The sequence below is a fragment of the Gordonia sp. CPCC 205515 genome, assembly GCF_048537925.1.
Lineage (GTDB): Bacteria > Actinomycetota > Actinomycetes > Mycobacteriales > Mycobacteriaceae > Gordonia.
Map to the genome: position 1 here is coordinate 94,149 of NZ_JBCLVJ010000011.1, position 12,287 is coordinate 106,435.

Here is a 12,287-nt window from a genome sequence, read left to right on the forward strand (position 1 = left end):
TCAGGAGCCGAGGACCTGGACGTGGACGGTGCGGGTGCGGCCACGAACCGAGTCCAGGTCGCCGAAGTAGATGCGGCCGAATTCACCGAGCACGAGTGAGCCGTCAACGAGCGGGATACTCTCCGAGCGCCCGAGAATCGACGAAATGATGTGCCCGTCGGTGTTGAGTCCCCACTCGGGCAGTTCGTCGCGCAGCTCTGCTGCGTTGCGGATATGAATCGGTCCTGGGTGCAGGTACTGCCCTTCGTGACGCGTCGGCGGTGCGATCTTTGCGAACACGTTCAAGGTGTCCTGCAGCAGTAACTGCGTGCCGTAGTAGGTGACGTCCTCCGACTCCTCTTGGAGGAGGACGCAACAGCTGGTGTGGGGCGAGTACACCACTACGACGCCGTCGGCGATGCCGGTCCCGCCGACGAACTCCTGCACCTGCGCTGTCACGTCGAAGAACTCCTGGCGCGCAGGGGTCTCCAGGGTGATGGTCGTGTTTCTGGTCGGCATCTTCGCTTCCTCGGTGCAATCGGGACCACTAGTTGTCGTCCTTCAGCGTGCTGTCGAAAGCCGCGGAGCGGAAGCCAGAAGTTATGATCATGAGATAATCAGCGCTTATCAATCGGAGGTTCTCGGTGGCCGCATTCCCGGATGTGAGCCTGCGGTTGCTGCGGTATTTCGCAGCACTCGGCACTGAACTCAACTACCGGCGGACGGCGGAGAAGCTCTACATCACGCAGCCGGCACTGTCGGGCTCGATCCAACAACTCGAACGCATTCTCGGGGAGCGACTGTTCGATCGGGACACCCGCTCGGTGGCGCTGACAGCGGTCGGCCAGGAATGGCTGCCACATGTGGAGAAAGCGCTCGCGGAAGTGGATGCCGCGCTCGAGACCGCAGCCAAATTGGTGGACCACGCGCACGTGCGTATCGGCTATCTGATCGGCACCGGCGCCGATCTCCTGTTCCAATTGCTCGATGGCGTCGACAACGCGCTGCCAGGTCTGACGATCGAGACCGTTGAGCACGACTTCACCGATCCCACCGCGGGCCTCCTAGCCGGCGCGGTGGACCTCGCGCTGCTGCGCCCTCCGGTGGATGTTCCCGACATTGCGATGCAGGTTGTCGCCAAAGAGTCATGGGTCGCATGTCTGCCCCGCACACACCGACTCGCCGATCGGACAGAGTTACACATCGGGGAACTCTTGGATGAGCCGATCGTCGTCGCACCCAAGACCGCCGGCGGGTGGCGCGAATACTGGTACGCGGCCGACGCGCGCGGCGGCGTCGCCCCCACGATCGCCGCCGAGGCCGCAACCTACGAAGCGGAGGTCACCCTCGTATCCCGTGGCGTCGGAGTCAGCTTCACTACCTCCTCGCTCGCGCGGCTCTACGACCGCCCGGGCGTCCGGTTTGTACCCATCGTCGACCGCCCTATCAGCTACACGTCGATCGCCTGGCGACGCCAACACCTCACCCACTCGGCGACACGCCTCGTGGAATACATGCTCGGCCGGTTGCCGCTGATCGACGCAGACTGATTGATCAGCTTTGGTTATCGCCAGATAAGACCTTCGAACTTCCGCGCCCCCGCGCTCTCTCGGTTCACTTGTGGGACAGCACACTCGCGTCCCGGGGCGACCCGGCGATGACCGTAGAGGACAAGAGACGTCATGACCCAATCACTGCCCAATGAGACATCCCTCACGCCTCCGCCGCGCGTCGTCGGCGAGGACGAGGACGCACGGCTTGCCGAGTTCGGGTACCTGCAGAAGCTCGACCGCTCGGTAGGCAAGATCGCATCCTTCGCGATCGGCTTTTCGACGATCAGCGCAACCACCGCGGTGTTTACCGGTTTCGGCGCTGGCTACACCAACGCCGGTGCGCCGTTCATCTGGACGCTGTTTCTCGCCGTTCCCGTGTTCCTCCTATGGACCCTGATCGCCGCGGACATCTCCGCGAAGATTCCGCTGGCCGGATACGCGTACCAGTGGACAAGCCGACTCAATGGCTCAACCTTCGGATGGTTCACCGGTGTCAGCGCACTGATCGGCTGGGTCAGCGGCATGACTAGTCTGGGCTATGTCTTCGCGGGATACCTCGGCAACGTGTTCGGTTGGGATCTCTCGCAGCGGCAGCAGATCCTCATCGCGATCGCGGTGGTCGCCATCTGCGTCCTGATCAACGCTTACCGCGTGCGCCTGGCTACCCTCGTCAACAACATCGGTGTCGGGTTGGAACTCGTCGTCACCATCGGCGTCACACTGATGATTGCGATCGTGATCATCGTCCTCCCGGATCACTCGCAGCCCATCTCCTCCCTTTTCACCGGGCACAGTCCCGACGACGCGACTCCGTATATGGTCGCCTGGTTCACGGCTGCGCTGGGCCCGTTCTTCGGTCTCGTGGGCGTCGAAGCGGTCGCGGACGTGGCGGAAGAGACGAAGGATGCGCGGCGCGTTATCCCTCGCACAATGTTCTATGCATTCGCGGTCTCCTGCGTCATCGAGTTCGCCATGTACCTCGTGTACGTTCTGGCAATCCGTAACCCTTCCGCAGTTGCCGATTCGTCTGCGCCGATCGACGAGATCATCAACCAGCAGCTCGGGCCAGTGTGGGCGCACCTCATTGTTGCGGTGGCGCTCACCAACATTCTGGTGTGCCTGCTGTCCAACGTCCTCGTCGGAACCCGGCTGCTGTACTCACTGTCGCGCGACAACATGATGCCGTTTTCGCGAGCTCTGCGACACGTTGCACCGAAGCGCAAGACCCCGTCGACAGCGGTCATCACTCTCGGCGTGGTGTCGATACTCCTGCTACTGTCCGCGTTGATCAACGAGAAGGCGTTCAACTACTTCCTCGGGATTGCCACGCTGGCATTCTTCACCTGCTACCTGCTGCAGGCGATCGGACTGCTCATCGCCAGCTTCCGCGGCCGGGTCCCGGCAGCGGAACCGGGAACCTTCGATCTCGGCCGAGCACGCGTGCCGCTACTCATCATCAGCCTGGTTGTGTTCGCGGTCGTCGAGGCAGCGCTGATCTTCCTTCCGCCGTTCGCGGGCAACGGCTACGTGTTCGCCGGCATTCTCGCTGTTGCGGCATTGTGGTGGCTGCTCGCGCTGCGCAAGCGACTGCGCGACGGCGAAGCCGGGCCGCACTACGCGAAGGATCACCCTGACGACGCCGGAGTGATGCTCTCCGAACTCCAGTAACGACTCGCTCACGCCGCCTGGCTCCCTTGGGTTTTCGGGGGCCAGGCGGCGTTGTTGCACGAGCATCACAAGGACTTCACTAGTGAGATCCGTTACCGGATACTCGAATTCGTTTGCGCCCAGATAGCTTTCAGGCTCGGTCAGACAGACCGAAACGCCGCCCACGACATCCACGTGAGCACCCATAGTAGGTCGACCTCGGAAACTCGGGTAGGCGCGGCGACGAGTTGAGCAGCCCGAACATGCCATGCACCCATCGTTCGATGTAACGCCGCTGCATCGATCGCGCCTGATGACTAGCGTTGCGGTGTCGTCTAGAGCGCCGCCGCGAGCCATAAGCCTCCTGTGTTTCAGATGGCCACCGCACCCACCCGGCACCCCCTGGACAGCGACGCGCCGGGTTCTCGATCAGCCATCAACTCGCGCAGACACAATGTTCGGGGCTGTCACCCCTCATCGACGAATCGCTGCGGGCGCTTACGATGGAAGTTTCGCCACCAGGAGTGAAACGAGGACGACAACGGATGACCCTGCACACTGCGGACCTGCCCGACTGGCTATTGATCGTCGCCTGGACCAGCATCGCTCTCGGATTGGCCAGCGCGGTCTTCATCGCGGTCGACGTCACCCGTAGGCCGCAGCCGATGGCCGTGATGAACGCGGTCTGGCCGATCTGCAGCCTGTTCGGTTCGGTGATCTGGGTGGCGGCCTACCTGTGGTGGGGCCGTGCGGAGCCGAGGGACGCCACGTCGTCGAACACGCATGACACGCCCGGCACATCGATGGACGGCGAGAGCATGAAGCCGGCGTTGGGCAAGAGCGGCAAGCCGCATTCGATGCCGGTGTCGGTGTTTGTGGGAACCAGCCATTGCGGAGCGGGCTGTTCGCTTGCCGACCTGATCGTCGAGTGGGCGATCTTCGCGTTGCCCGGAATCGCCGTCCTCGGCGGGCTGCACTGGCTGTTCTCTGACGAGTTGTACGCGGGTTGGGTGATCGCGTATGTGGTCGCGCTGGTCATCGGAATCGCCTTCCAATTCGCAGCGATCGCACCGATGAATCCGAAACGTGGTGTTGCAGAGAACATCCGCGTTGCAGCGAAAGCAGACTTCCTATCGCTCTCGGCGTGGCAGATCGGCATGTACGGCGCGATGGCGATCGCCCAGCTGGCAGTCTTCCCCGCGTGGCTCGACGGGCGCGTCGCAGTCGACACCCCGGTGTTCTGGTTGGTCATGCAGTTGGCGATGCTCGCCGGCTTCTGTACCTCATACCCGGTCAACTGGTGGCTCATCGAGTCCGGGATCAAAGAAGCGATGTGAGCGTGGTCGGGGTGACGCCGGAGCAGCGGCCGCTCACGAATCCGACAGCAACGCCGCCCACGCCATCGATGTGAGCACGCGTCGTAGGTCGGGTTCGGGGTAGGGCGGCAGACGATGAGATGAGTTGAGTAGCCCGAACATCGCGTGCACCCTCACCCGGGCCTCGGCCCGGGTGAGGGTGCCGTCGCGTTCGCTGTCGACCGCGAGCAGCACATCCACCCACTGCTCGACATAACGTCGCTGCAGCAACCGCACCCGATGATTCGCGTCCGGGGTCGTCGACCCCAGGTCCTGGTCCTGCACGGCAATGAGATCCGGTTTCGTGACGAGCACATCGATGTGGAACGCGATGAGATCACGCAGCGTCTGCTCGGGATCGCTAGCACGGGCCACGACCTCCGCCCCGCCGTCATGCAGACGCTGACTGATGTCGACGAGCATCTGATCGAGCAGGTCGGTCTTCGACGAGAAGTGCCGGTACATCGCCGGACCACTCACCCCGACCGCGCGCCCGATGTCCTCCAGCGTCACCCCGGTGAACCCGCGATCGGCCATCAATCGCGCCGCCGCCTCGAGCAAGTCGGCCCGACGGGCAGCCTTGGCCTGGCCGCGGCGGGTGCGCGCGACCGGCTCCGGCGGTGGCGGTTCAGGCAACGGCGTCGAGGTCATGGTGTCCCGCACTCTACCGGCGGCCACACCGGGTCCCGCAGATCTCGGCGGATCACCAACCGTTGATGTGCAGGATGTCGTCGAGGGGTTTCCGGCCGGCGGGTTTGAAATCGGTGCCCTTGGTGTAGGCCACCGGCAGCAGCACTCCCTGGTGCACGGTCGGCGGAATCCCGAGGATCTCGGCGACTTCGCGCTCATAGGCCAGATGCAACGTCGTCCACGCCGAGCCGAGCCCACGCGCCCGCAACGCCAGTGACAGGCTCCACGCACCGGGCAGCAGCGATCCCCACACGCCTGCCTGGTTGCTCGTCGGCAGGTCTCCGCCGGTGTAGATGGCACCGATCACCAGGACGGGTACCTGCCCCATGGTGTCCGCCAGATATTGAGCACTCGATGCAACGCGTCGAGCGGTCTCGTCGGGACGTTCCTTGTCGGCCGAGTACACCGCGAAAGACTTGGCGTAGAGGTCCGCGACCTTCTGCTTGAGCTCCGGATCGGTCAGCACGATCCAATGCCAGGTCTGACTGTTGCTGCCGGTCGGCGCCTGCAAGGCAACCTCGAGGGCCTCCTTGACGAGCTCGAGCGGCACCGGCCGCTCGAGGTCGAGACGTTTGCGCACGGATCGGGTGGTGGTGAGCAGCTCATCGGGGTTCAGGGGCAGCAGGTCGGTCATCGGCTCTCCTCACGACGTTGTGGTGTGGTCATCTCCAGCTTGCCCCGCATCGCCGATGGATGTGAAACCAACTCTTGACAGCAGGGTTTTGTGATGTAAAACTCAAAGTCGAGTTTACCGATATAAAACCCCGGTGAGCGACCCCGCCCGCGGGGATTCCAACACAATCCATCCAGCGCAAGGAGTGAGCGATGCGCGCAGCGTTGTACCGCGACAAGAACACCCCCCTCGAGATCGCCGATCTGACCCTCGACCACCCCCGCGAGAACGAGGTGAAGGTCCGTATCGCCGCAGCCGGTGTGTGTCATTCCGAACTGCATCTCACCCGCGGCGAGTGGTACGCACCGGCGCCGCTCGTACCCGGCCACGAAGGCTCCGGCGTGGTCGTCGAGACCGGCCCCGGTGTCACTCATCTCGCCGAGGGCGACCACGTCGTACTGTCCTGGAACCCCTACTGCGGCGAGTGCAAGGAATGCCAGTCCGGTCGCGAAACCCGTTGCCACAAGGTGGCTTCGGTCATCAACACCAGCGGCGGCCTGATGGACGGAACCAGCCGGCTCAGCCTTAATGGCGAGCGGATCAACCACTACATCGGCGTCTCGACATGGGCCGAGGAGACCGTCGTCCCCGCCAACGGTGCCATCAAGATCCGCAACGACGCACCGCTGGACACCGCCGCCCTCGTCGGCTGCGCCGCGGCCACCGGCGTCGGGGCTGCGATCTACACCGCGAAGGTCGAGAAGGGATCGACCGTCGTCGTCATCGGCTGCGGCGGAATCGGTCTCAACGTCATCCAGGGTGCACGGATGAACGGCGCCGAGCGCATCGTCGCAGTTGACCTGTCCGCGGAGCGAGCGCAGCTCGCGAAGGTGTTCGGTGCCACCGACGCGATCGGCGTCGGCAACGGCGACACCACCGAGGCCATCCGGGATCTGCTGCCGGACGGCGTCGATTACGCGTTCGACGCGATCGGTCACGTCGCCACCACCGAGGCGGCCATCAACGTCCTCGGCATGGGTGGCGCCGCGGTCATCGTCGGCCTGCCGGGCGTCGGCGCCAAAGCATCCTTCGAACCGCTCACCCTCGCAGAGGCCGACGCCCGCATTCTGGGCTCGAACTACGGCAGCATCCGGCCACAGTTCGACATCCCGATGCTGGTGGACAAGTACATGGAGGGCGACCTCCTGCTCGACGAACTGATCACCGCGCGCCGCCCGCTCGACGAGGCGGCGGCCGCACTCACCGATCTGGCCGCGGGCGCGCAACTCCGCCAGCTGCTGATCCCCTGATCCGGCGAGGTAATCGAATCCGATGACGATCATTGACGTGCCCACCTCGGGACAGATCCGCAGCTACCAGATGTTCATCGACGGCGAGTTCGTCGATGCGATCGACGGGCAGCGATACGAGTCGGTCAATCCGTACACCGGCACTGTGTGGGCGACTGTGCCCGACGGCTCCGACGCCGATGTCGAACGAGCGGTGCGCGCGGCACGCACCGCTCTCGATACCGGCGAGTGGGGCGCCCTCTCCGGGCTCGAGCGCTCGCGGCTCATGCGCCGGCTCGCCGCCCTGATCACCGAGAACGCCGAGGCCCTCGGCACCATCGAGTCGACGGACAACGGGAAACTGCTGCGGGAGACACGATTTCAGGCCGAAGGTCTGGCGGGGTGGCTGGACTACTTCGCCGGCGTCGCCGACAAGATCACCGGCCTGACCATCCCGTCGGACAAGCCGAACTTCATGATCTACACCCGCCGCGAGCCCATCGGCGTCGTCGGCGCCATCACGCCGTGGAATTCGCCTCTCCTGCTGCTCATGTGGAAGCTCGCGCCGGCGCTGGCCGCCGGCTGTCCCGTGGTGGTCAAACCCGCCGACCAGACCTCGGCATCCACGCTGGATCTCGCAAAGTTGTTCGTCGAGGCCGGTTTTCCGCGCGGCGCCTTCAATGTCGTGACAGGCGTCGGCGCCGAATGCGGGAAAGCCCTTGTCCGCCAGCCGATGGTCGACAAGATCGCCTTTACCGGTTCCACGCGCTCGGGCATCGACGTGATGAAGAGTGCCGCGGACAATCTCACCCGGGTGTCCCTCGAACTCGGTGGCAAGTCGCCGAACATCGTCTTCTCCGACGCCGACCTCGACGCCGTGCAGAACGGTGTCATCGCCGGGATCTTCGCGGCGAGCGGACAAACCTGCATTGCCGGTTCCCGGTTGTTCGTGCACGACAAGGTCGCCGACGAGTTGCTCGAGCGACTAACCGCGCGCGCCGAGGCCATTGTCCTCGGTGACCCGCTTGATCCCGCCACCGAGATGGGGCCGGTCGCCCTAGAATCCCAACTCGCACGGATTCTCGAATACATCGAGATCGGCAGCGGCGAGGGTGCCAACCTGGTCACGGGCGGCACACGCCCGGCCGGCGCGCATGTTGGTGATGGATTCTTCGTCACCCCAACCATTTTCGCTGACGTGGACAACACCATGAGAATCGCTCGCGAGGAGATCTTCGGACCGGTGCTCTCGGTCCTGAGGTTCACCGACGAAGAGGATCTGGTGCGGCAGGCCAACGACTCGGATTTCGGTCTGGCAGCAGGGATCTGGACCAACGACATCCGGCGCGCCCATCGTGTCGCGCACCGCCTGCACACCGGCACCGTATGGATCAACTCCTACCGGGCAGTGTCCTACGCCGCACCGTTCGGCGGCGTCAAGCAATCGGGCATCGGACGCGAAAACGGCGCCGACGCCATCGACGAGTACCTCGAAACCAAGACCATCTGGGTGGAACTGTCCGACCAGACCCGCGATCCGTTCCGGATGGCGTGATACCAGAAGAAAGAATCGGAGATCGCGATGACCACCACCGTACGTAATTTCGTGAACGGAGAGAGCCGCGACGCGCAAGACGGCGCCACGACCTCTCTCATCGACCCGGTGACCGGCGCCGAATTCGGCCGCGCGGCACGATCGGGCGCCGCCGACGTCGACCACGCCATGCGCGCGGCCGCCGACGCCTTCGACACCTGGCGCGACACCACGCCCACCGAACGTCAGCGCGCGCTGCTGAGAATCGCCGACGCCCTCGAGGCTCGCACCGACGAGTTCGTGAACGCCGAGGTGAGCAACACCGGCAAGCCCCGCGGACTCACCGCCTCCGAGGAACTCCCGCCGATGATCGATCATCTGCGCTTCTTCGCCGGTGCGGCACGGGTTCTCGAGGGCCGATCGGCCGGTGAGTACATGGCCGATCACACCTCGATGATCCGTCGGGAACCGATCGGGGTCATCGGGCAGGTCACGCCGTGGAACTATCCGCTGATGATGGCGGTCTGGAAGATCGCGCCGGCGCTCGCCGCCGGAAACACGGTGGTGCTCAAGCCCTCCGACACCACTCCGGTGACCACCGCGATGCTCGCCGAGCTGGCCGCCGAGTTCCTGCCGGCCGGCGTGCTCAACGTCGTCTGTGGCGACCGCGACACTGGCCGCGAACTGACCTGCCACCCGATTCCGGAGATGGTCGCCATCACCGGTTCGGTGCGGGCCGGCATGGATGTCGCGTCGGCGGCGGCCACGGACCTCAAGCGCACCCACCTCGAACTCGGCGGCAAGGCGCCGGTGATCGTATTCGACGACGCCGACATCGAATCGGCCATCGAGGGCATCGCCACCGCCGGGTATTTCAACGCCGGCCAGGACTGCACCGCCGCCACCCGCGTCCTCGCCGCCCCGGGGATTCACGACGAGTTCGTCGATGCCCTCGCCGAGTACGCCAAGAGCGTGAAAACCGGTGCACCTGACGAGGATGTCCTCTACGGTCCGCTCAACAGTGCAGCCCAGTTGGACAAGGTGTCCCGGATGGTTGCCGACGTTCCCGATCACGCCACAGTCAACGCCGGCGGAAGTCGGGTGGGCGACAAGGGATTCTTCTACGCACCAACGGTGGTCGCGAACCTGCGGCAGGACGATGCTCTGGTGCAGGACGAGATCTTCGGGCCGGTGATCACGGTGCAGCGCTTCGACGACGAGGCCGACGCGCTGGCCAAGGCGAACGGGGTCAAGTACGGGCTCGCCTCGAGCGTGTGGACCGCCGATCACGGCCGCGCGATGCGTGTCTCGCAGCGTCTCGATTTCGGCTGCGTGTGGATCAACACCCACATCCCACTGGTGGCGGAGATGCCGCACGGCGGGTTCGGGCACTCGGGACACGGCAAGGACCTGTCCATGTACGGGTTGGAGGACTACACCCGTATCAAGCACGTCATGAGCTTCACCGGATAGCCGCCGTCTCCCCTACGCAAGGACCACATCATGGAAACCACAACCACTATGGCGTCGTCGTCGGACACCGGCCAGAAACACCTCCGCGGCAATCTGGGTGTGTTCGGTGTGACATTCATGGTCATCGCCGGAGCCGCCCCGCTGACCGTCGTCGGCGGTCCGATGGCCCTGGGCCTCGGGCTCGGCAACGGTGCCGGCCTGCCCACCGCCTACCTCGCCGTCCTCGCAGTGCTCCTGCTGTTCGTCACCGGATTCACCGCGATGACGCCGCTGGTCCGGTCGGCCGGCGCGTTCTACTCCTACGTCCACACCGGCCTGGGGCGCGCCACCGGTATCGGCACCGGTTACGCCGCACTCATCTCCTACCTGTCCCTTTACGTCGGCGTGTATGCGCTGTTCGGCACGGCGACCGATGCCCTGGTCCAGTCGTTCGGCGGTCCGCCGGTGCCCTGGTGGATCTGGGCGCTGGTGGGCTTGGCCGTCATCTCGTTCCTCGGGTATCGCAACATCGAACTGTCCGGCAAGATCCTCAGTGTCTTGCTCGTCGCGGAAGTCGCGGTCGTCCTGGTACTCGATGCGGCCATTGTGCTCCCGGGCGGCGGTCCGGAGGGACTGTCCACAGGATTCCTGGAGCCGGCAACGGTTTTCAGCGGCGCACCCGGAGTCGGACTGCTGTTCGCGGTGCTCAGCTTCGTCGGTATCGAGGCCACCGCGGTGTTCCGTGACGAAGCCCGGGACCCCGCCCGCACCATCCCGCGGGCCACGTTCCTCGCCGTCACCTCGGTCGGCATCTTCTACGCCATCACCTGCTGGGCGATGATCAGCGCCGTCGGCGACAGCAAAATTACCCAGGTGGCCGGTGACGCTCCGGAGGGTCTGCTGCCCGGTCTGTCCGATCACTATCTCGGGCGTGTCGGAGAGCATTTGACCGCAACGCTTTTCGTGACCAGTATCTTCGCCGCGGGCATCACGTTCCACAACGTCGTCTCGCGCTACCTGTTCTCGCTGTCGAATCAGGATCTGCTGCCGCGGCGCCTGGCCTACACCCACCCCCATCATGGATCTCCGTCGCGCGCTTCGGTGGTGACCTCGATCCTGGTGGTCGGTGCGCTGCTGCTCACCGTCGCTGCACGACTCGATCCGATCGCCGAGATGTACACGTGGACAGCTGGTCTCGCGTCCGTCGGATATGTGGTTCTGTTGGTGCTCACCTGTCTGGCCGTGGTGGTCTTCTTCCGACGGCATCCCGGTGATCATTCCTTTGCCCGCACCTTCCTGGCGCCGGCAGTGGGACTGGTCGGACTCCTCGTCATCCTGGCGATGATCCTGATCAACCTGAACCTGCTCTCCGGCAACAACACGATCATCTCGGTGCTGATCATCGCGTCCCTGATCGTCGCCTACCTGCTGGGGCCGATTGTCGGGAAGCTACGACCGCAAGCCGCGCTGCACGAATAGCAACCGGCACCACGACAAACGGGTTCCACGCAGTTCATCTGCATGGAACCCGTTCTCGTGTAGGTCGTCTCACTCCTTGGTTCGGGACTGCCCAGGCCGTTGCGTGCCATGGGCCAACGGCGGGGTCACCGCCCAAACCACCTCGGCGACAGTCTGTTCCGGATTGACAAAGCCGTGCATGGAGCGTGCGGAGAAGGTGGTCGAATCGCCTGCGGTCAATCGCCGCATCTCGTCATCGACAGTGAGTTCGACGGTGCCGCGCAGGATCAGGGCGAAAATTGTCTCCGCGTCGAGGTTGTAGGTACCGTCCGAACCACCACCGGGCTGGATCACGCTGCGCATCACCTGGAGGTACTTCTCGTCGGCCGGCGTCAGCATGTACTCGTCGATATCGTTGCCCCCCATGTCCATATGAGTCCCACCGTGGACGACGGCGTCGTCGGGATAGTCGAACAGCGAACCGAGTTGCACGTCGAGGACATCGCAGATCCGCAGCAGCGTCGGCACCGAGACGCGGGTCTTGCCTCGCTCGGCGAGACTCAGGAACCCCTTCGTGATGCCCGCCTCCGCAGCGACTGCGGCGAGTGACATCCCCTTGGCCTGACGCAGGATTCGCAATCGCGGACCGGCCAGGTCCGCATTTGGGGAGCTCGCGCCGTCGGGTGACTCCGTGCTCGACATCTGACCTCCCAGATG

The 12,287-nt window shown here is 64.6% G+C and carries 11 protein-coding genes and 1 pseudogene; 7 read left to right on the forward strand and 5 right to left on the reverse strand.

Annotation, left to right across the window (positions count from 1 at the left end; translation table 11 throughout):
* The gene (locus AAFP30_RS17940) at positions 1-498 is read right to left on the reverse strand and encodes a secondary thiamine-phosphate synthase enzyme YjbQ (protein WP_419231341.1); all 498 of its coding nucleotides are present in this window, start codon (positions 496-498) and stop codon (positions 1-3) included.
* A 125-nt stretch (positions 499-623) separates the two neighbouring features.
* Here AAFP30_RS17940 and AAFP30_RS17945 point away from each other — a divergent pair, with 125 nt between their 5' ends.
* Both AAFP30_RS17945 and AAFP30_RS17950 read left to right on the forward strand, forming a co-directional pair.
* On the forward strand, positions 624-1,529 hold the full coding sequence (locus tag AAFP30_RS17945; RefSeq protein ID WP_419231342.1) for a LysR family transcriptional regulator: 906 nt from the start codon (positions 624-626) through the stop codon (positions 1,527-1,529).
* 132 nt (positions 1,530-1,661) lie between these two features.
* Positions 1,662-3,200, forward strand: coding sequence for an APC family permease (locus AAFP30_RS17950; protein WP_419231343.1), 1,539 nt, complete (start codon positions 1,662-1,664; stop codon positions 3,198-3,200).
* Positions 3,201-3,340: 140 nt separating this feature from the next.
* Here the strand turns inward: AAFP30_RS17950 and AAFP30_RS17955 are convergent.
* A pseudogene (locus AAFP30_RS17955) lies at positions 3,341-3,501 on the reverse strand (TetR/AcrR family transcriptional regulator); the annotation flags it as partial.
* Positions 3,502-3,724: 223 nt separating this feature from the next.
* Here AAFP30_RS17955 and AAFP30_RS17960 point away from each other — a divergent pair.
* A complete protein-coding gene (locus tag AAFP30_RS17960) occupies positions 3,725-4,516 on the forward strand; it encodes a DUF4396 domain-containing protein (RefSeq protein WP_419231344.1) in 792 nt (263 codons plus the stop codon).
* A 33-nt stretch (positions 4,517-4,549) separates the two neighbouring features.
* Here AAFP30_RS17960 and AAFP30_RS17965 read toward each other — a convergent pair whose 3' ends face one another.
* Together AAFP30_RS17965 and AAFP30_RS17970 are read right to left on the reverse strand one after the other, a co-directional pair.
* Positions 4,550-5,185, reverse strand: coding sequence for a TetR/AcrR family transcriptional regulator (locus AAFP30_RS17965; RefSeq protein WP_419231345.1), 636 nt, complete (start codon positions 5,183-5,185; stop codon positions 4,550-4,552).
* 52 nt (positions 5,186-5,237) lie between these two features.
* A complete protein-coding gene (locus AAFP30_RS17970) occupies positions 5,238-5,858 on the reverse strand; it encodes a nitroreductase family protein (protein WP_419231346.1) in 621 nt (206 codons plus the stop codon).
* 191 nt (positions 5,859-6,049) lie between these two features.
* On the opposite strand from AAFP30_RS17970, the gene AAFP30_RS17975 reads away from it, so the two are divergent.
* From AAFP30_RS17975 to AAFP30_RS17990, 4 genes are read left to right on the forward strand one after another with little or no spacing between them, the layout of a single operon-like run.
* Positions 6,050-7,147, forward strand: coding sequence for a Zn-dependent alcohol dehydrogenase (locus AAFP30_RS17975; protein ID WP_419231347.1), 1,098 nt, complete (start codon positions 6,050-6,052; stop codon positions 7,145-7,147).
* Positions 7,148-7,169: 22 nt separating this feature from the next.
* A complete protein-coding gene (locus tag AAFP30_RS17980) occupies positions 7,170-8,681 on the forward strand; it encodes an aldehyde dehydrogenase (RefSeq protein ID WP_419231348.1) in 1,512 nt (503 codons plus the stop codon).
* Positions 8,682-8,708: 27 nt separating this feature from the next.
* Positions 8,709-10,133: a gamma-aminobutyraldehyde dehydrogenase gene (locus AAFP30_RS17985; protein WP_419231349.1), complete on the forward strand. Its 1,425-nt coding sequence runs from the start codon at positions 8,709-8,711 to the stop codon at positions 10,131-10,133.
* Between the two features lie 30 nt (positions 10,134-10,163).
* Positions 10,164-11,591, forward strand: a complete 1,428-nt coding sequence (locus tag AAFP30_RS17990) for an APC family permease (protein ID WP_419231350.1) — start codon at positions 10,164-10,166, stop codon at positions 11,589-11,591.
* Between the two features lie 69 nt (positions 11,592-11,660).
* Here the strand turns inward: AAFP30_RS17990 and AAFP30_RS17995 are convergent, their stop codons facing one another.
* Positions 11,661-12,272: a helix-turn-helix domain-containing protein gene (locus AAFP30_RS17995; protein WP_419231351.1), complete on the reverse strand. Its 612-nt coding sequence runs from the start codon at positions 12,270-12,272 to the stop codon at positions 11,661-11,663.
* Between the last annotated feature and the right edge of the window lie 15 nt (positions 12,273-12,287).